Consider the following 18739-nt stretch of genomic DNA (forward strand, 5'->3'; position numbering starts at 1 on the left):
GCCATGCGCCTCGTTCCCAGGTGGTCATGGTATCAGAATCGTGTAAGTGATTGCTGTAAAACGAATTTTTGCCGTTCCGCGCGGGGTTTTCCGGGCATGGTATTGATGGCCGGTGAAGCGTGTGCGTCACGATGGCTGTGCCATGGGTACGTCCCCGCAAGCTGTTGACTTGTAAGGGGTTCTCTTTGGTTCAAGCAGGGCGCACGACGCATGGTGTTGCAAGGGAGCGTGTGTGCCATGTTGACCGATACCAAGCTGCGGAACCTCAAGCCGACGGGCAAGCTGTACAAGGTGGCGGACAGGGACGGCCTGTATGTGGCCGTCACCCCCTCAGGGACCATTTCGTTCCGCTACAACTACGCCCTCAACGGGCGCCAGGAGACCATCACCTTCGGCCGGTACGGGCCGGGCGGGATCACGCTGGCCGAGGCCCGGGAACGCCTGGCCGAAGCCAAGAAGATGATCGCGGCGGGGAAGTCTCCGGCCCGAGAGAAAGCCAGGGAGAAGGCCCGGGTGCGCGACGCCGAGACGTTTGGTGCCTGGGCGGAAAAGTGGCTTCGCAGCTACCAGATGGCCGACTCCACCCGCGACATGCGGCGCTCGGTCTATGAGCGGGACCTGAAGGCCAAGTTCGGCAACCTCAAGCTGACCGAGATCACCCACGAAGACCTGCGCGCCCTGACCGACGCCATCGTCGAGCGGGGCGCGCCGGCCACCGCCGTCCATGCGCGCGAGATCGTGTATCAGGTCTACCGGTGGGCCATCGAGCGTGGGCAGAAGGTCGAGAATCCCGCCGAGCTGGTCCGCCCGGCCAGCATCGCGAAGTTCGCGCCGCGTGACCGCGCCCTGACGCCGGAAGAGATCGGCCTCATGTACCAGTACCTGGAGCGCGTCGGCACCTCCCCGTCGATCCGCGCCGCCGTGAAGCTGCTCCTGCTGACGATGGTGCGCAAGAGCGAGCTGACCAACGCCAGGTGGAGCGAGATCAACTTCAGCGAGGCCCTGTGGACCATCCCGAAGGAAAGGATGAAGCGGCGCAACCCGCACCTGGTGTTCCTGTCGCGGCAGGCGATGGACCTGCTGGTCGCGCTGAAAACCTTTGCCGGTGGTTCGGAATACGTCCTGCCGTCACGCTATGACCCCAGTGCGCCCATGAGCAGCGCCACGCTCAACCAGGTGATGAAGCTGACCTATCAACTGGCGCAGAAGGACGGCAAGCCGCTAGGCAAGTTCGGGCCGCACGACCTGCGCCGCACGGCCAGCACCCTGCTGCACGAAGCCGGGTACAACAGCGACTGGATCGAAAAGTGCCTCGCCCACGAACAGCGCGGCGTCAGGGCCATCTACAACAAGGCCGAATACCGGGAACAGCGGCGGCAGATGTTGCAGGACTGGGCGGACATGATCGACCAGTGGACGAAGGCACCAAAGCCGTAACCGTGGCGGCGCTCAACGCGGCGCTGCGGGTTTTCTTGCCACGCCTGACAGCAGGAACTCGGTGCTGTATTCGGGAAGGCTGGGAAGCTGCCAGAACACGCTGGGGATACTGGCGCTGGCCTTGGAGACGGCTTGCCGCTGAACGCCAAGGACGCTGGCGGCATCGGATTGGCTCATGCCATACCGCAGCAGCATGACGATTTGCTTCTTGCGGTCGGTCAGCCGGGCGTCTGTCATCCGCCTGGCGTGATCGCGCAGTTCGGACGTATCGCCATACCGGAGGCGGTGCTTGAGCACGTAGTGGTGAAGGTAGCAGTCGACCAGCCAGTCTCCCGATCCGGCAGCGGGGGCGCGCCAGTTGCCTGCCTGCCGTGAGAGCCGTTCCAGCTCGTTGTCAAACTGTGCAGCTGACCGCCGGGCTTTCTGGTACTCGGGGTTCAATTTGTCATCGGTCAGCGCGGGGCGGTGTGTGGAGCAGTACTGGCTGCTGTATCGCAGGCTCTTGTGGGCGTCCCCGGCGACGCGGCCTGCGGCGTAGGCAGCCATTTCGGTCGGTGAGCCGCAATAGCGGCAGAACTCCTGGATTCGCTTCTTGTTGACGCGCTTGCCTTCCACATGGGCAGTGAGGGGAGGCTTGCGCGCACATCCACGCGTCAGTTCCAGAAGAGTCTCCATGGTCGCGACAAACCGCCTTGCCTGCGCCGTCTCGGTGTTGTGGACCTTGATGAAGCGGCGAAGAAGCTGGTGCTGAAGACGTGCAGCACCGTTAAACCCAACCAGTCGGCAAATGTCGCTGAACGACAGGCCCGCACCTGCCCCCGGCAGGAAGTGCAACAGCTTGGGCGGCAACGTTGCCGCGAAAGCCTCTATCGCCGGATCGATGACCTGCTCGATGAGGCGGTCCATCCGCTTCTTCCGGGACAACGTCGAGTAGGGGCGCCACTCCTCCTCAAGCCCGCGGATGGCCGCTGCAATGCCCGGATCGCACCCGTCCCAGACGGGGATGGCGGGGAAATGAGTCATGTCAACCACTTCGAAAAGTCATAGTGTTTTTCAATTTTGTATTGTCATGCACCATCACGCAACGCTTCGCATTGACTTGGAGGTTGCTGCATGGAGCCAAGGCAGAAAGTGTTGATCAACCGGAAGAAGCTCCACTCGATGATCCCGCTCAGCGAGCGGACCATCTTCAACATGGAGCAGCGGGGGGAGTTCCCCAGGCGCATCGCGTTGACCCGACGCAACGTTGCGTGGGATCTGGCGGAGGTCGAAGCCTGGATCGAGGCGAGGAAAGCGTCCTGCCAGCAGGCGGACCGTCCTGGAGGCGGGCAGTGACGATCACGATCGACGTGCAGGCCGCGTTCGAAAACGATCCGCCTGCGCTCGACTTCGTCTGGCCCGGCTTTCTCGCCGGTACGGTCGGAGCGCTGGTGGCTCCCGGTGGCGCGGGCAAGAGCTTCTGGGCGCTGGAGGCGGCAATGGCTGTTGCAGGCGGGGATGCTCCCGGCAGTGATCTGCTCGGGCTTGGGCCGTCACGCGCCGGGCAGGTGGTCTACTTTGCCGGCGAGGATCCGGCCCCGATCCTTGATTGCCGCATCCATGCCATTGGCAGACATCTGAGCGACACAGCGCGCTCGACCATTGCGGGCCGGATGACCGTCGAGCCGGTCGCAGGCAGCTCCATGAATGTCACGGACAGGCACACGCTGCACCAGTTGGTAGAGAAGTGCTCGGGGGCGCGCCTCGTTGTGCTGGATACGTTGAGCCGCATGCATCGTCTTGACGAAAACAGCAACGGGGACATGGCGGTGGTGGTGGCCTGTCTGGAGCGCCTTGCACTGGAAACGGGAGCGTCCGTCTTGTTCCTGCACCACGTCAGCAAGGGCAGCGCACGAGAGGGGGCCACCGATCACCAGGGAGCCGCGCGGGGTGCGTCGGCGCTTGTCGCCAATGCCCGGTGGTGCGGGTTCATTGCACCCATGACTTCGGAGGAGGCCGCACGCCTTGGGGAAGAACCCAAGGGTGTGCCACCTATCGGCGAGACGCGCCGCAGGCATTTCGTCCGCTTTGGGGTCTCCAAGCAGAACTACGGAAGCGCGCCGCCGGACCGCTGGTATTCGCGAGACGGCCAGGGCGTGCTCCTGCCGGCAGCGTTGTCGGCTTCGGAGCCGACTGGCCGCAGAAAGGGGGCGCATCGTGCAAAAGCCTGAGCTGACGCACGCGCGCCATGACCCGATCCATTGCCTGGCACCGGGCTTGTTCCGCAGTCTCCAGAAGGGCGAGCGCAAGCGTGCCAAGCTGGATGTCGTCTATGACTTCGGCGACGGCAGGCGGGTGGAGTTCAGCGGTCCCGAACCGCTGGGAGCGGACGACCTGCGCGTTCTGCAAGGACTGGTGGCCATGGCGGGGCCGGCTGGGCTGGTGCTTTCACCCGAGCCGAAAACGGAGGCGGGCCGGCAGCTCCGGCTGTTCCTTGAGCCCAAATGGGATGCGATCCGGCAGGATGCGATGGTTGTCAGGGGGAGCTACCGGGCGCTGGTCCGTGAAGTCGGCTACGCCAATGTGGATAACGCCAAGCCGATCCGTGACTGCATCGAGCGTCTCTGGAAGGTCTCGGTCATCGTGCAGGATGGAAAGCGGCGCCAAGGCTTCAGGCTTCTTTCGGAGTACGCCAGCGACGAGCACGACGGAAAGCTCTACGTGGCGCTTAACCCCCTTCTGGCCCGTGCCGTGATGGGCGGTCAGCACGTGCGGATCAGCATGGGCGAGGTGCGGGCTCTGCGAACCGATGCTGCGCGCCTCATCCACCAGCGCCTGTGCGCCTGGATCGACCCCGGGAAATGGGGCCGGGTGGAGACGGACACACTGTGTGGCTACGTCTGGCCGACGGAGGCGGGCAGCACGGCTGCGGTCAAGAAGCGCCGCCACACAGCGCGGCTGGCTCTCTCCGAGCTGGCAGGCCTAGGGTGGAGGCTACGAGAGTACGCGAAGGACAAGTGGGCGATCGGGCGGCCCGGCTTAAGGGCGTCACCGCCAGACCCCCCTTCTTAACGGTAACCAACCCCCATTTTTTCGGTAACCAACCCCCACCCTAACGGTAACCGGGCGTGTTGGAAAACTCATTACAGGACAAAGACTTATGTCGATTGTTCCGGTTCCATCCAGGATCATCCATAAGGATGATCCACTAAGCGCGGCCTTCGTCCGCTGCGCGGCCGAGGCCTTGCCCTCCTTCAGGACACCAAAAGAGACAAGGGCCGGGAAGGGCACGTGAAATCTGTTAGCACCTCCACCGAGGGGCGGCGCAACACCCGTGTCGCCGCTGACTGTCCGGCCCCTGGGCGGCGTGGCAGATGCATGTTTTGTCTGTGAATCGAGGGGCCGCTGGAATCTGCCGAACGGCCCCTTTCCTTTTGGTGCCCATCGCGACCGCGCGCAGGCCATGTTGCGCGAATATGTGCGATTCCATGCGACGAAGCGCGAACGTACGCGACGAAACGCGATGATGTGCGAAGACGTGCGAAGACGTGCGATTGATCGTCGATTCGCGCGTCGATCGCGAAAGATCGCATAAGTTCGCAGTGAGTTTTGACGGCAAGATATGTGTTGTGGGCCTACGCGCAAGTGCGAAGTCCTCCAACACTCCCCCTTACTCGCCATTGGCTCGACGGCATCTTGCTCTGCGAGGCTTACGGTCGCTGCTGCGACAGATGCCCTTACTCGCACCAGAGGGAGGAACCTGCGATGCTCGGCGATAGCGCGAACGACCTGTTTGAGCTGCCCCGGCGCAGCCTGCCGCCGATCAAGATCTGGGTCACACTCGAGGAACGGGCCGAGATCGAGATCCGAGCGGCACAGACCGGGCTTTCGGTTTCGGCCTACATGCGGGCGGCAGGGCTGAACCACCCGGTCCGCTCTGTCCTTGACCTGAAGGCGGTGGCTGACCTGGTAAGAGTCAACGACGACCTGGGGCGGGTTGCCGGACTACTGAAGCTTTGGCTCGCCGAGAAGCGAGGGCAGGGGGCTAGCCCTGTGGACGTGGAGGCGTTGATGGAGGATCTATGGGCGCTCCAGACCGAGATGCGTCAAATCATGTGGCGAGCGGTTCGAGGGAGGTAGAAGGGATACTGAGAGTCAATCTCGGAAAGTATAGAAACGGGGCTGTTTCGTCATGGCGGTCCTGACGATCAGAAGCGTGCCTGAAGAAGGGCACCGGGCCCTAAGGGTGCGGGTGGCGCAGCATGGCCGCATTACGGAGGTGAAGGTGCGCGAGACCCTGGCGGCGGCGGTCAAGTCGGAGAACCGGGTGCGAGTGGGTGACGCCCTGGCAGCCATCGGCCGGAAGATTGGCCTCAAGGACGAAGACTTCGCCATCCTGGAAAGCGTCCGTGACAGGACACCCGCCGAGCCGCCTAGGTTCGTATGATTGTCCTCACCACCAGCGTGTCCGAGGCGATGAAGCCGGCTCCGTATGCGAACGTCATGGCTAGGTTGAACGATCAGGTCCAGGAAACTCTGTTGTATATCACCACCATCACGTTGGCCGGGCTGCTGTTCGGCATCCAGGCACTGCCGCAGGGCAAGCGCAGGGGACCAGCTGGACAGCGTTCTCAATGACCTGCTGGTCCTGTTTCAGGATCGCGTGCTGCCCCTTCGACACAGAGGTAGTGCGGCACTACGCGGGGCTGGCCGTGGCGGCCAGGAATGGGGGCGTGGCTTTCTGACGCAGGACAGCTACATCGCCGCCATTGCCGCATCGCGGTGCTTTGTCGTGGTGTCGCGTAATACTGCGGCTTTTGAGGCGCAGGGGTAGCAGTTATTGATCCATGGCCTGGTGCCTAGACGCATTGGGGCGGCGCTGCGTTAAGCGGCGCCGCGCCCCTATCCACTGCACTTACGGCGAAGCTAGAACAGAGGTGATCAAGTTTTCGCCAATGGGCTCGCTGAAGGTCGCTGTCTTTGCGTGGTGGAGGATCACGTCGTGGAGTTTTGAGGGCTCCGCCTTGACCACATCCCAACACCATGTTCCGAAACCGCCACGTGCGTTCACTGCGCGTACCCAGGCATCCAGAGCCATTCGCTTCGCGCGGTTCTGGTCCGAATCCTCGCCCTTGATTTCCAGCACCAGCTGCTTGCCGTTGGCAAGCCGGATCAGATAATCGGGCAGGTATTTGCGCTTGCTGCCGCGCCACAGGTAGTAGATCTGGAAGCCAAGATGGTCATTCTTGGCGTAGGCAGCCACCTCATTAAGATTTTCCAGGTGTGTGGCGGTGTAGTGCTCCCATGCGCTGTCGGCAACGGCATGGCTGATCTGGGACTTAACCGTCTCCAGACATGGTTTGGTGGTGTACCAGGTGCGCATGAACCGCGTCGATCCGATGGGAAATTCCTGGTCGAACACCGGTTCCAGCCGGTTGCTGTTCTGCTGCTGGATCTGATTGACGACATGGCTCACGATTGTGTCGATCGACAGCGCGATCAGGATCCGCTTGCGCAACGGATCCTGATGGAACAGCGACGGGATCTCCAGCCGGTCGGAGTTGAAGAACTGCTCGACCAGCCGCACCAGCTGCTGGATCAGCAACTCGCGGCTCCCGGTGAAGCTGTGCTGCAGGGCCTCCATCGCCTTGTGGGCAGCCCGGAACAGCAGCCGCTGCAGGCGGAACTCCTCGGGTATCGCTTCCAGGTCGATGGACACCGCCTTGGACATGTCCGCTGCGCCTCCCAGCGCCGGGGCCAGATCTGCCGTGACCACGACCTGTGCCGGGTCGATCTTGAGCGGCGGTATCGTTGACCAATCCACTGTCAGCTCGGGCCGCACGATCACATCCACTCGCAGCACGTTCGGCCACGTGATTTCCAGGCTGGATCGTTCCGCCAGCGATTCGATCTGGGTGCTCGGCTTGGGCGGTGGTGGGGGATCACCTCCTTCTCCAACGTCTTGGAAGATGGACAGCGGCACACCGAAAACGTTGACGTATTCCGATTTAAACAGTTGGCGGGTCTGCCCGTCGGGGCAGACCACAGCTTCTGTGTCGTAGGACACGCGGCGCAGGCCACGTCCGATCACCTGTTCGCAAAGCAGCTGGCTGGTAAAGGCACGCAGGCCCATGATGTGGGTCACGTTCTTGGCGTCCCAACCCTCGGAGAGCATGGCGACGGAGATCACGTTCTGCAGGTCCTGACCTGGCGTCCCCCGCTTACCCACGTTGTCCACGATGGCGCGCAGCAGTTCCTCCTTCTTCATCGCGCGCAGTGGCTGCTTGCGCGACTCGGGGATACCCGCTGCTTCAACGATGTTCTTCAGGACTTCCTCGTAGGCCTTGTCCGCCGTCGCGCTTTCGCCGATCTCGGCCTTCTCCAGGACCTTGGAATCCACGCGCAGGGTCCGCTCCGGTGCCTTGAGTTCTGGCCAGTAGGCATCGCCGTTGCGGAAGTAGTACTCGATACGTGCTGCCGTCTCTGTGCGATTGCACACGGTCAGCATGACGGGTGGGGAAGTGTGACCTGCTTCTTGCCACGCCTTCAGTGTCTCACGCCAGTCGGCACCTAACAGGGTATACGCCTCCTGTACCAGCTGGGGTAGCGGTTCGTGGGGTTCTGCGCCACGGCGGTTCAGATCCTGACCGACCTCCGGTTCCCGGTAGAGGTGGTACAGCTTCGACTTGTAGGTCTGGGCATTGGGAAGCGCGTTATCGCGGATCACCACGCGTGGCGTCTTCACCAGACCGGATTCGATGGCGTCATTCAGCCCGAAGTCCGAAATCACCCATGGGAACAGCGCCGTTTCGGTGCTTGTCTTGCCCGTGGGGGCAAAGGGCGTGGCTGTCAGGTCGAAGCAGTGGCTGATGCGCCGCATCTTGTGGATGCGGTCCAGTCCTTCGATCCAGCGGGTGGCTTCCTCGAGGTCGATTCCAAGCTCCTCGGCTTCCTTTCTGCTGACCTTGACCTCGGCGGGCTTACGGTAAGCGTGGTGCGCCTCGTCGTTGATGACCACGATGTCCTTGTGGCCGGCGAGCTTGCCGAGCACCCGGCGCACGTAGGCCTCGTCGCTCTCGGGCCCTTTCTTGACCACGGAGCGGTCCTGGTCCCTGAGCGGCATCAGGCTGTGCCAGTTCTCGATCAGCAGCTCCATCTGGTTGAGCTTCTGCCGCATGGCCTCGTTGGGGCACAGCAGGAAGGCGTCGTAGTAGTTCTCGGGATGTCCGGTGTGCAGCACCTGCAGGCGCTCCTTCACCGTCAGGCCCGGAGCCACGATGAAGATGGCACGAGAGAAATCCTTGTTGCGCCTGGGGTAGGTCAGGGCGTTCAGCACCTGCCAGGTGATGATCATCGCCATCACCGTGGTCTTGCCGCTGCCAGTGGCCATCTTGTTGCACAGCCGCTCGAACGGCCCGCCGTCGCCCGGAACGAAGATGCCCTGCTTGAACTCGGTCGGCGCCTCCACGTGCCAGATGAGCGTCTCGATGGCCTCCAGCTGGCAGAAATAGAACGGGTAGGGGCGGTTGGCTTCGGGGTCGCGCCAGTGCTCAAGCAGCGCGCGGGTGACCGCCGTTACACCGGGGTAGCCGGCATCGCGCCATTCGTCCACCCGTTCGCGGATGCGGTTCACCAGCTCAAGCTCAACGCTGCGCACCGTGTTGTTGCGTGTGTCGAAAATCTCGTAGCCAGCCGGGCGGCGGCCCTCCACCAGTTCCAGACGCTGGTCACTGACGCGCCGCCAGTGGTGCGTGGGCCGCTCGAACGGCGAATTGATGATCAAGGACTTGGGTTGAGTCATGTCCGTGTCCTCAATCCAGGTTGATCACTTTGAGCGATTCGATGCCGCGGTCATCCACGATCTTCACTGCGATCTTGCGGTGCTCACCCGCCTCGAACGGCAGGCTGACCGTGCCGTGGAACGACTGCAGGCGCGATTCGTCCAGCTCGGCGCGGATGTTCTTCTTCAGTTTCTCCCAGCCTTCGCCCTTGCCGGCCATGGGGAAGAAGACCTGGCGCGGGAACAGGGAGCGCTCGTCGTAGTCGGTGTCCAGCAGCCACATGGCGATCTTGCTCTTGCCGCCAGAGACGAGTTCGCCCTTCACGGTGTCGAAGTAGTCGAAGCCGTGCACCTCCACCTCGTACTGGCCATCCTTGCGCTTGCGCACCTCGACGTCCGGCTGGCCCATCAGCCAGAAGCTCTGGTTGCTGGCGCGGGCCTTCTTCAGGTCCTCGGTCAAGAGGTCGGTGTTCATCTGCGCCTTGAGCAGGGTCACGCCCGGCCAGCGCGTCTCGTCGATGTCCTTGGCCGCCTCCGGGTCGAAGGTGAAGGCACAGAATACGATGAAGGCCGGCTGCGGGCGCAGCTTCTCGGCCTCGGTCAGTGCCTGGGCCACTTGCCGCTGCTCCAGCGCGGCGTGTTCCGGACCGAAGCTCACGACCACGCGCTCGCCAGTGTCGAGATGGCCGACGGCATGCAGGTGACGGATGCTGTGGGCGGAGGGCAGCGGCTCCAGATCAGCAAACTTGAGCACCTGGCCGCCGCGCCCACGGATACCGGTCTTGAGCAGCTCGTCGCGCCACTGGTGCTGGCGGCCGGATTCGCCGGTGCGGGCGATGCTGGCATCGGCCTCGTCCGGGCCGGCGGCCTCGTCCAGTGATTTCACGGTGGGGAAGGGCACCGCCTCCACCGTGAACGGGCCGGTGATGCGCAGCTTGTTCTTCGCCACCTGCGGCTGGTCGTAGAGGATCTCCTGGTCGGCATGGGCGGCGATGGAATCGTCCATCCGCTTCTGCATGGCCTGCCGGGCGGCATGGAAGGCCTCGAACGGCTTGCGGGCAGCGTTCGGCCAGTCCTCCGGGAAGTCGAACGGCACTTCCCATTCCAGCAGGACGCCGGCCATCACTTCTTCGCCGGACGGGAGCTTCTCCTTCTGCGACGCAGGGAACGAGAAATCGACCTTCTTCCCCTTGCGGCCACCCTCGGTCACGGTAAACGGCTTCGGCGGCGACGCTCGCAGCGTGGCGTTGAGCTCGGCCAGGGCCTTCTCGATCGCCGGATGCATGCGCTCGTAGATCTCGTCGATCTCCGGGTTGTTGGCGATCGACTTGAGCGTCACATGCGGCACGGTCTTGTAGATGAAACCGCCCTTCAGGCCCTCGTGCGGGTACTTGAGCTCGTAGTAGTCGTAGTTCGCCGTCATCAGGCGCTGCTTGGCCAGCGTGATCGCGACACGCGAGGTGTCGCAGGTGATCCAGCGGCGGCCCCATTTCTCGGCGACATAGGCGGTGGTGCCCGAGCCGCAGGTGGGATCAAGTACAAGATCACCGGGATCGGTAGTCATGAGAAGACATCGCTCAATAACCAATGAATTTGTCTCAACAATATAGACCTGCTGGTCACCGAAGCCGCTCCGCACGGTGTCATCCCAGACTGTGCCATAGGAGGAAAGCGGAAAGTCATCAAAAAACCAAACGAAACGGGCCGTACTTCCGGACGGAACCATTCGGTTTGACTTGGTTAATCGGTCTAATCCAGTAGTGGTGGTTGACCAGTGCTTCTTCGAACCGGGCTTTGCAATCAATCCAAACAGATGAATTGGATCTGTATTTCCCGACGTGCCAGCTCCCTCTGCCGCTTTTGCAACAAAGAACCGTAGCCCATCAATATATGGGAAGTCTTTCTTCTCGTCCCTTCGTGCTGGCCGCCTTGCATAGTTTTGATCCTGAATCCAAAGACTCTGTCCAACGAATGACCCGCTTGTTTCTTTGGAGGTAAACAGTTTTTTTGTTTTTATGCTTGGCAAATGCTTGCCGTACCAAATGATAAAGTCGTAGTTTGCGGCGGGAATATCACTGGGTTGAGCGCCAGTTTTTCTAAACGCTAAAATGCGGACAAAGTTTTGGCTGCCAAATACGTCATCCAGTAGATTTCGAACGAGATGGAGATTCTCGTCCGAAATCTGAACAAAAAGACTTCCCGACTCGTGCAGCAACTCCCGCGCTAGCAATAGGCGATCTCGTAGATATGTCAGGTATGAATGAATGCCCAGCTCCCAGGTATCCCGGAACGCCTTGATCATTTCCGGTTCCTGGGTCAGGTCCTCGTCCCTGCGGTCCTTGACGTCACGCTTGTTGACGAAGGGCTGGAAGTTGGAGCCGTATTTGATGCCGTAGGGCGGGTCGATGTAGATCATCTGTACCTTGCCGGCCATGCTTTCCTTCTGCAGCAGGCTGTTCATGACCAGCAGGGAGTCGCCGGCGATCAGGCGGTTGGCCCAGCCTTTCTCGTGGCGGTAGAAGTCGATCGCGTCGCGCAGCGGCAGGTTCTCGAACGGCGCATCGAACAGGCCGGGCTGGAGGGCCTTCTCCATGCCCCTGCTCCTGCCTTCGCCCTTCATGGCCTTGCGCACGGCCGACAGGATGCTGGCCGGGTCGATGCGCTCGTGCACGTGCAGGCTGACGGTGTCCACCTCGAAGCTCGTGCGCTCGGCCTTGCCGGCCCAGTTGAGGTAGGGGCTCTGCAGCCGCTTCAGCTCCTCCAGCGCGGCCTTCATCTGCTCCGTGTCGCCCGAAGCCAGCGCGTCGTCGATCAGCTTCTCGATACGGCTGCGCTGCGGGTCGAACTGCAGCGCAGGGTCCAGGTGCGGGTCGTAGGCCCAGCGGGTCTTGCCGGCATCCGGGTCGGTCTTCGGGTTCACCATGCCGACTTCCGGATTGTTTACCCGCTTGTCGGTGTGGCGGTAGGAGAGGATCTGGGCCTCATCGCCCCCTGTCTTCTGGCGTGAAGCCGCTTGCGTGTTGCGGGACTTCGTTTGCTTGCTGGGCTGATCGCTTGCATCCTGGGCAGATGGTTCCTCGGCGGCCAAGGTGAATGATGCGTGCTCCATGCCGCCGGCCGGATCTTTCAACGCCTGCGAAGGGAGTCGCACGGATCCACCTCGCCCCTGGCCCTTGACCAAGAGTCCTTGGGCAACGAGCGCGCTGTGCGCTTGCCAGTAGTCCTCTTCGCTGAGCGACATACCATCCGCCGCAAGCCGTGCTTCGAGCTCGCGTCGAAGTGTGGTGTTTCCGATAGGAGAGCTGTCTGATGGCACTAGGGCTAGTATCAGCTCCTTGATCTTGCGAAGCTTGTCAGCAGGATTCTGGTTTTGTTCATAAGGTGCAGACAAGTTATTCCTCCAGATATTTGGGCAGCCACTACGCAGCTGACATCCTGTTCTGTTCCAAGTATCGCCCTAGACATCATGGGGGCGTTTGCTTGAAGCACCGCCTGACTGTTCGGTGATCGTTTGCTCATTGATCCACTGGTCGATCTCTTGTCGGCGAAAGCGCCAAGAGCCGCCTACCTTGAACGCAGGTAGTTCGTGGGCTGCCACCAAGCGGTAGACCGTTCGCTTCCCGACCTTCAGGTAGGCGGCTACCTCCTCAAGGGTGAAGATCTCTTCTGACCCGCCGGCCATGGTCGTCTCCAAATTCGCAAAGCATGGCATGATTTGACAAAGAATGGGGCAGATGGCTAACGTAGTCAACATTTGGCAATGTCATGGTGTGTTCTCCCTAGCTAGCGCCCTCGTAATAAGGAGCGATCCGATGAATCAGCTCGTAAATCCTTTCCAGCAGGCCGATGCGCTTGACGAAGTGCTGTTAGATGTTGCCGCGTTGATCGAGCTGAGCCCTCGGGACCGGCGTATTGCAGAAAACCGGTACCGCCGTAAGCTTCCCCGATCCGCAGACACCCCATAAGTAGAACTTTCTGGCATGTTTTCCCCAGCCAGGAGGTTCCATGAAGAAGTCCCGTTTCACCGAGACCCAGATCGTCTCGATCCTCAAGCAGGCCGACGCCGGCGTGCCGGTCAAGGACATCTGCCGGCAGGCCGGCATCAGCGTTCCGACCTACTACGAGTGGAAGTCGAAGTACGGCGGCCTGGAGGCCTCCGAGCTGCGGCGTGTCAAGGACCTGGAAGCGGAGAACGCCAGGCTCAAGCGGATGTACGCCGAGCTGGCGCTCGATAACGCCGCGATGAAGGATCTGATCGCAAAAAAACTGTAGGGCCGGAGCAGAAGCGCGAGGCCGTGCGGTACCTGGTCGAGGTGCACACGCGGCCCCTGAGCCGGTCCTGTGATTGCGTTGGGTTGTCGCGGGCAGCGTGGTACCAGCCGCCGGTGCACTGGACGGTACGGGATGCCGAGATCATCGCGGCCCTGGCCGAGGTGGTCGAGAATCGCCCGAGCCGCGGCTTCTGGAAGTGTTGCAAGGTCCTGCGCCGTGCGCGTCCGGACTGGAACCACAAGCGAATCTACCGAGTGTACAAGGCGATGAAGCTCAATCTGCGCCGCAAGGCCAAGCAGCGGCTGCCCAAGCGCGAACGCGTACCGCTCTACGTTCCCCTGCTGCCCGATGCCGTCTGGTCAGCGGATTTCATGGCCGACGCGCTGGCGTGTGGCCGCCGCTTCCGGACCTTCAACGTGGTCGACGACTTCAACCGCGAGGCGCTGCACATCGAGGTCGACACCTCGATCTCGTCCACGCGCCTGGTCCGCATCTTCGAGCAGCTCAAGCGCGACCACGGCCTGCCGCAGGTCCTGCGTACCGACAACGGCCCGGAGTTCCTGGGCGAGGCCTTCGTGCAGTGGGCCAAGCTCAACGGCATGGCCATCCGGTACATCCAGCCCGGCAAGCCCAACCAGAACGCCTACATCGAACGCTTCAATCGGACCTTCCGCGAGGAGGTCCTGGACCAGCACGGTAGTGTCCGTCAAGTTGCGCACATTCGATGAACAACTCTCCGCTGGAACCGCCTGCTCCTGAGGCCTGAGCCGTAGGCGAAGGCCTCAGGAGCAGGCGACGCGGCTCACGCGGCCGCTTCCGGTTCGATCTCGGCCGACGCCCCCAGCCGACCCATGTCCAAGTACCGCCGCAGGCCCCAGCGTGTGCCGGCAATGTGCCGCAGCCGCGCCGCCACCAACATCAACGCCGAGGTGCCGTCGGGGAACGCCCCCACCACCCGCGTCCGCCGCCGGATCTCCCGGTTCAGCCGCTCCAAGGGGTTGTTGGTCCGCAGGCACCGCCAGTGCTCACGCGGGAACGCCATGTGGCTCAGCGTCTGCTCTATCCCCTCCCGCACGACCTGCGCCGCCTTGGGCAGCTTCATCGCCTCCAGCTTCGCCACCACCGCCTCAGCCTTCTGCCGGGCACTCTCCCGGTCCTCCTGGGCGTGGATGGCCTTCAGCATCGCCGCCACGGCTCTGGCCCTGCCCTTGGGCGTCACGCTCAGCACGTTGCGGTAAAAGTGCGCCACGCACCGCTGCCACGCCGCCTCGGGGTAGAACTCGCCCAATGCCTCCACCAGCCCCAGGCACTTGTCACTGATGAACAGCCGCACGCCTTTGAGCCCCCGCTCTTTCAGGTGCCGCAGGAACGTCCGCCAGCTCTCGGCATCCTCCCTGGCCCCCTCGGCCACGCCCAGGATCTCCCGGAAACCCTCCTGATTCACCCCGATCGCCACCAGCACCGCCACGTTCTTGACCTCTCCGCCCCAGGAACGCTTCAGCCAGATCCCGTCCAGGTACACGTAGGCATGCTCGCCTTCGATCGGCCGGTTCCGCCACGCCTCGATCTGGCCGTAGATCTTCTGGTTCAGCTCGCTGACCGTGGAGGGGCTCACCCGCGTGCCCCACAGGGCCTCGGTGATGTCCTCCACCCGCCGCACGCTCACCCCGGCCAGGTACATCTCGATCAGCGCCTCCTCGACGCTGCTCTCCCGCCGCCGGTAGCGTTCGATGATCGCCGTCTCCAAGGGCAGCTTCCGCAGGCGCGGCACCTTCAAGGTCACTTCCCCGGCCTTGGTCTGCAGCTTCCGCTCATAGCTGCCAGCCCGCGTGTCCTGCCGCTCGGGGCTCCGCTCGTAGCGCCCGGCCTGGCACACCCGCTCGGCCTCGGCGTCCAGCAGGGCATTGAGCGTCTGCTCCACGCTGGCCCGCACCACCTGGTCCAGGTGCCCACGCACCTTCTCGACGTCCACCGAGAACGCCGCCGTCAAGGCCTCGCCCATTCCTTCCTGCGCCGCTTCTGTTACGCTGTCCATGCAGCTCTCCTGTCTGGTAAGGGTTGTCTACACACCAACACCTTCCAGCGGACGAGCTGCCTTTTCAAGTGTGCGCACAATTCAGGACGTTACCACCAGCACCTGTTCACCCGCCTCGACGACGTGCGCGAGGCCGCGTACTGGTGGATGCTCGAGTACAACGAGGAGCGTCCCCACGATTCGCTCGGCGATCTGACCCCGGCCGAGTACCGCCAACGCGTCGCCGGAAGTTCTACTTTTGAAATGCCTGCTTGACGGGGAAGCTTACGATGTCATCAACGGTTCGGGCCACCACATATCGAGCCGGTGTCTCTCGAACCTCCAATGCCTTGAAGTGCGCCTTCCCGCATTCGATCTTCGCGCTCTCCTTGTCGCCCAGATCGTCCGTGAACAGGCTGCTCTTGGTCTCGACCACGAGGTAGAGCCGCTCGGCGCCATCCTTCTCCACCAGCACTGCCCAGTCCGGGTTGTACGACCCGAGCGGCGTCGGTACCTTGAACCAGCCGGGAAGCTTGGCGTAGACCTTGACCGCCTCGTTTTTCTCGAGGCCGTCCGCAAATGCGGCTTCCGTGCCGGAGTCGTAAACAACACTCTCGAATACGGACTTCCTGGTCTCGGTGAGCATGTTCCTGATGTAGCCGGTCAGCTCTTCCTGTTCGAACAGCTCCTGCGCGTAGTAGTACTCATCGCCGAGCCGTTGGTACTTGATCCCGTCCACGATCGCCAGCCGCTTGCATCGATTGATCGCCTCGGCGGCCAGCTCGATGAAGGCCTGCGGGTTCCGCTTGAAGTCATCCAATCTCCCGCTGCCGGTGAGGACACGGCAGATGGTGCGACGCGTGAGCTGCGTGCGGTCCTGGAGCTGGGTGAGCAAGTCGGGAAGCTCGATGTCTGTTTCGTCCAGGACCACCGTTTGTGCGCCGCCACGCTCGGTCGCTTCCACGCCGCCCTTGCCGATGGCGATATCTGCCTTTCGCCACTGCAACCGCGTTTTCGGAAGCGGCGGCGCGTCGCGCAGCGCCTTGATGCACGCCTCGACCAGCTTCTCGTTGTCGAATTCGACCCGGTAGGTGGTCTTGTCCTTGATCCGGTCCCACAGCGCCTTGAACTCCGGACTGTGGAGGATGGCCTGGCGCGGCCGCACCGGCCGGCGTTCGTCGGCGTTTTTGATCTCGAAGCGACCGGCGACCTTCGCGATGATGTCGGCGATCTGGGCATGGTGCGGACGGAACTCATCCGGCAGCTCGATATGGCCGTTGGCCAGCGCCTGTTTCAGGGACTCCTGAACCTTGCCGCGGGCGTCGATATACCCGGCCGACCTGAGATGCTCCCAGAGCGCCTTCGATTTCTCGAGCCCCAGTGGCGTCATCTCGCCGCTCTCAGAGGTAACCTTCACGGCCACGAAGTGGTGCGCTTCCAGGATGCCGAACCGGATGCCGGTCTCGGCCTCGATCTCCTTCTGCAGGTTCTCGGCGAATTGTTCGTAGCTTTCGGTCGCGATCACGGTCAACGTGTTGACATCGAACCCGCGAACGCGCTGGCCATCCTGGTTCACGCAAAGCCGCAGCCCCCGGCCGATGGTCTGCCGCCGCTCGCGCTCCGTCCTGATGTCGCGCAGCGTGCAGATCTGGAACACGTTCGGGTTGTCCCAGCCCTCGCGCAGCGCCGAGTGGGAGAAGATGAACTTGAGCGGGGTGTCGAAGGAGAGGAGTCTTTCCTTGTCCTTCATGATCAGGTTGTACGCCTGCTCCGCCGCCTCGCGACCGGCTTGATTGCTCTCGGTCGTATCCACCGCGCGCTTGGACTTCTTGTCGATGGAAAAGTACCCCTCGTGAACCTCCTCGGCGGCGTGGCTCAGGTCTACTTCCTGGAATAGCGTCCGGTAGTCGGGATGGTTCGCGAGGCGCTTGTACTCCTCCTCGAAGAGGCGCGCGTATACGCCTTTGACCGGATTGCCGTCGTCGTCGTACTGCCTGTACTTCGCGACTTCGTCGATGAAGAACAGGGACAGCACCTTGATCCCGAGCGGGCGCAGGCGCTTCTCCTTGTCCAGATGTTCCTTGATGGTGCGGCGGATCATTTCGCGCTGAACGGCCAGCGGATCAACGTCACCCCATGCCTGGCCCGGGCGCAGGTACTGCTCCCCGCCGGGCACCCGAAGCTCGAGGAACTCATTTCCTTTGGCAACGCAGATCTCGCCGATGCGACAGTCGCGGTAGATGGGACGGCGGGTCGTCTGCTCCAGGTCGTCGCCGTCGTACACGGTGACCTCGCGGCGCTGCACGCCGGTGGCTGTCTCCACATCCAGCTCCACCTTGGCGCTGATGCTGCCGCGTTTATTGCTGACCGACAGCAGGCGCACGTACGGCTTGTTGTGGGCGTCTTCCACCGTTGCCGACGCGACCTCGATCTGCTTGACCAGCCGACGCTCGTAGGCGTCCACCGCGTCGAGGCGGTAGACCATGTGGTGCTTGTCCACGTGCGTGGCCGAGTAGCGCAGGGTGCAGAGGGGGTTCATGGCATCCAGTGCCTGCTTGCCCGCGCCCGAGAGCCCGCCGTCCACGCTTTGCGGCTCGTCCACGATCACGATCGGGCGCGTGGCCTTGATCAGGTCGATGGGCTTTTCACCGCCGGTCTTCTCGCTGTCCTTATAGAGGTTGTTGACGTCCTTCTTGTTAATGGCGCCGACCGTCACCACCATGATCTGGATCTGTGCGCTGGTGGCGAAGTTGCGCACCTGACCGAGCTTGGCGGAGTCGTAGAGGAAGTAGTCGAAGGGCACGCCCGCGTAGAGGCTCCTGAAGTGATCCTCCATGATCTGGAGCGACTTGTAGACGCCTTCCTTGATGGCGATGGACGGCACCACGATCACGAACTTGGTGAACCCGTAGCGCTTGTTCAGCTCGAAGATGGTGCGCAGGTAGACGTAGGTCTTGCCGGTGCCGGTCTCCATCTCCACGGTGAAGTCGCCTGAGGCGAGCGATTCGGACGGAGCGATGCCGTTGCGAAGCTGGACGGCCTGGAGGTTGGCCAGCAGTTCCTCGTCGAGCAGCGTCAGGCGGTTGCCGATGCCCAGATCGTTTTGCGCGAAGCCAAGGCGCATCTGCGTGTCTGCAGGGTCGCGCGTAACCGTGAATTCGGTGCGGCAGATTTCCTGCCCTCGAAACAGGTCGCAGACCGCCTCGATGGCCTGGAGCTGGTAGTCGAGATCGGGTTCGAAGTGCAGTTTCATGGGC

At 62.6% G+C, this 18739-nt stretch carries 15 protein-coding genes and 1 pseudogene; 10 read left to right on the forward strand and 6 right to left on the reverse strand.

Going from position 1 to position 18739, the window contains the following annotated elements; genetic code table 11:
• Positions 1–237: 237 nt before the first annotated feature.
• Positions 238–1437, forward strand: a complete 1200-nt coding sequence (locus QEN43_RS10825; protein WP_026611450.1) for a tyrosine-type recombinase/integrase — start codon at positions 238–240, stop codon at positions 1435–1437.
• Positions 1438–1449: 12 nt separating this feature from the next.
• On the opposite strand, the gene QEN43_RS10830 is transcribed toward QEN43_RS10825, so the two are convergent.
• Entirely contained in the window at positions 1450–2460 is a 1011-nt protein-coding gene (locus tag QEN43_RS10830) for a hypothetical protein (RefSeq protein WP_051331936.1), read from the reverse strand.
• 90 nt (positions 2461–2550) lie between these two features.
• On the opposite strand from QEN43_RS10830, the gene QEN43_RS10835 reads away from it, so the two are divergent.
• The 6 genes from QEN43_RS10835 (at position 2551) to QEN43_RS10860 (ending at position 6054) form a co-directional block, all read left to right on the forward strand.
• On the forward strand, positions 2551–2772 hold the full coding sequence (locus QEN43_RS10835; protein WP_059939464.1) for a helix-turn-helix transcriptional regulator: 222 nt from the start codon (positions 2551–2553) through the stop codon (positions 2770–2772).
• Positions 2769–3647, forward strand: coding sequence for a helicase RepA family protein (locus tag QEN43_RS10840; protein WP_449814718.1), 879 nt, complete (start codon positions 2769–2771; stop codon positions 3645–3647). The genes QEN43_RS10835 and QEN43_RS10840 overlap by 4 nt, the downstream gene beginning before the upstream one ends.
• The gene (gene repC, locus QEN43_RS10845) at positions 3634–4488 is read left to right on the forward strand and encodes a replication protein C, IncQ-type (protein WP_317963233.1); all 855 of its coding nucleotides are present in this window, start codon (positions 3634–3636) and stop codon (positions 4486–4488) included. Before QEN43_RS10840 ends, repC begins: the two co-directional genes overlap by 14 nt.
• 693 nt (positions 4489–5181) lie before the next feature.
• Positions 5182–5556: a plasmid mobilization protein gene (locus QEN43_RS10850; protein ID WP_317963234.1), complete on the forward strand. Its 375-nt coding sequence runs from the start codon at positions 5182–5184 to the stop codon at positions 5554–5556.
• Positions 5557–5608: 52 nt separating this feature from the next.
• Positions 5609–5863 (forward strand): FitA-like ribbon-helix-helix domain-containing protein, encoded by a 255-nt coding sequence (locus QEN43_RS10855; protein WP_396661409.1) that lies wholly within the window; start codon positions 5609–5611, stop codon positions 5861–5863.
• Entirely contained in the window at positions 5860–6054 is a 195-nt protein-coding gene (locus QEN43_RS10860; protein WP_317963236.1) for a PIN domain-containing protein, read from the forward strand. The genes QEN43_RS10855 and QEN43_RS10860 overlap by 4 nt, the downstream gene beginning before the upstream one ends.
• A 277-nt stretch (positions 6055–6331) precedes the next feature.
• Here the strand turns inward: QEN43_RS10860 and QEN43_RS10865 are convergent, their stop codons facing one another.
• The 3 genes from QEN43_RS10865 to mads1 form a co-directional block, all read right to left on the reverse strand.
• A complete protein-coding gene (locus tag QEN43_RS10865; RefSeq protein WP_317963237.1) occupies positions 6332–9217 on the reverse strand; it encodes a BPTD_3080 family restriction endonuclease in 2886 nt (961 codons plus the stop codon).
• Between the two features lie 10 nt (positions 9218–9227).
• Positions 9228–12587 (reverse strand): site-specific DNA-methyltransferase, encoded by a 3360-nt coding sequence (locus QEN43_RS10870; RefSeq protein ID WP_317963238.1) that lies wholly within the window; start codon positions 12585–12587, stop codon positions 9228–9230.
• A gap of 66 nt (positions 12588–12653) precedes the next feature.
• Positions 12654–12950 (reverse strand): methylation-associated defense system helix-turn-helix domain-containing protein MAD1, encoded by a 297-nt coding sequence (gene mads1, locus QEN43_RS10875; protein ID WP_449814722.1) that lies wholly within the window; start codon positions 12948–12950, stop codon positions 12654–12656.
• 58 nt (positions 12951–13008) lie between these two features.
• Between mads1 and QEN43_RS10880 the strand changes: the two genes are divergently transcribed.
• The gene (locus QEN43_RS10880; protein ID WP_317963239.1) at positions 13009–13161 is read left to right on the forward strand and encodes a hypothetical protein; all 153 of its coding nucleotides are present in this window, start codon (positions 13009–13011) and stop codon (positions 13159–13161) included.
• 40 nt (positions 13162–13201) lie between these two features.
• Positions 13202–14187: pseudogene (locus QEN43_RS10885) on the forward strand (IS3 family transposase); the annotation flags it as partial.
• 83 nt (positions 14188–14270) lie between these two features.
• Here the strand turns inward: QEN43_RS10885 and QEN43_RS10890 are convergent.
• A complete protein-coding gene (locus QEN43_RS10890) occupies positions 14271–15470 on the reverse strand; it encodes an IS256 family transposase (RefSeq protein WP_317963240.1) in 1200 nt (399 codons plus the stop codon).
• Here QEN43_RS10890 and QEN43_RS21780 point away from each other — a divergent pair.
• Positions 15414–15758, forward strand: coding sequence for an integrase core domain-containing protein (locus QEN43_RS21780; protein WP_396661413.1), 345 nt, complete (start codon positions 15414–15416; stop codon positions 15756–15758). The two genes, QEN43_RS10890 and QEN43_RS21780, sit on opposite strands and share 57 nt — an antisense overlap.
• On the opposite strand, the gene QEN43_RS10900 is transcribed toward QEN43_RS21780, so the two are convergent.
• Complete coding sequence (locus tag QEN43_RS10900) at positions 15736–18735, reverse strand: type III restriction-modification system endonuclease (RefSeq protein WP_317963241.1); 3000 nt, start codon at positions 18733–18735, stop codon at positions 15736–15738. The two genes, QEN43_RS21780 and QEN43_RS10900, sit on opposite strands and share 23 nt — an antisense overlap.
• Positions 18736–18739 lie beyond the last annotated feature (4 nt).

Origin of the sequence: Methylocaldum szegediense (assembly GCF_949769195.1) — a bacterium.
Classification (GTDB): Bacteria; Pseudomonadota; Gammaproteobacteria; order Methylococcales; family Methylococcaceae; genus Methylocaldum; species Methylocaldum szegediense.

Bases quoted from the DNA above. Each gene is read 5' to 3' on its own strand.
- QEN43_RS10860 (WP_317963236.1), top strand. From the start codon at position 5,860: ATGATTGTCCTCACCACCAGCGTGTCCGAGGCGATGAAGCCGGCTCCG.
- QEN43_RS10850 (WP_317963234.1), top strand. From the start codon at position 5,182: ATGCTCGGCGATAGCGCGAACGACCTGTTTGAGCTGCCCCGGCGCAGC.
- mads1 (WP_449814722.1), bottom strand. From the start codon at position 12,950: ATGTTGACTACGTTAGCCATCTGCCCCATTCTTTGTCAAATCATGCCA.
- QEN43_RS10880 (WP_317963239.1), top strand. From the start codon at position 13,009: ATGAATCAGCTCGTAAATCCTTTCCAGCAGGCCGATGCGCTTGACGAA.
- QEN43_RS10835 (WP_059939464.1), top strand. From the start codon at position 2,551: ATGGAGCCAAGGCAGAAAGTGTTGATCAACCGGAAGAAGCTCCACTCG.
- QEN43_RS10855 (WP_396661409.1), top strand. From the start codon at position 5,609: ATGGCGGTCCTGACGATCAGAAGCGTGCCTGAAGAAGGGCACCGGGCC.
- QEN43_RS10890 (WP_317963240.1), bottom strand. From the start codon at position 15,470: ATGGGCGAGGCCTTGACGGCGGCGTTCTCGGTGGACGTCGAGAAGGTG.
- QEN43_RS10825 (WP_026611450.1), top strand. From the start codon at position 238: ATGTTGACCGATACCAAGCTGCGGAACCTCAAGCCGACGGGCAAGCTG.
- QEN43_RS10830 (WP_051331936.1), bottom strand. From the start codon at position 2,460: ATGACTCATTTCCCCGCCATCCCCGTCTGGGACGGGTGCGATCCGGGC.
- QEN43_RS10900 (WP_317963241.1), bottom strand. From the start codon at position 18,735: ATGAAACTGCACTTCGAACCCGATCTCGACTACCAGCTCCAGGCCATC.
- QEN43_RS10865 (WP_317963237.1), bottom strand. From the start codon at position 9,217: ATGACTCAACCCAAGTCCTTGATCATCAATTCGCCGTTCGAGCGGCCC.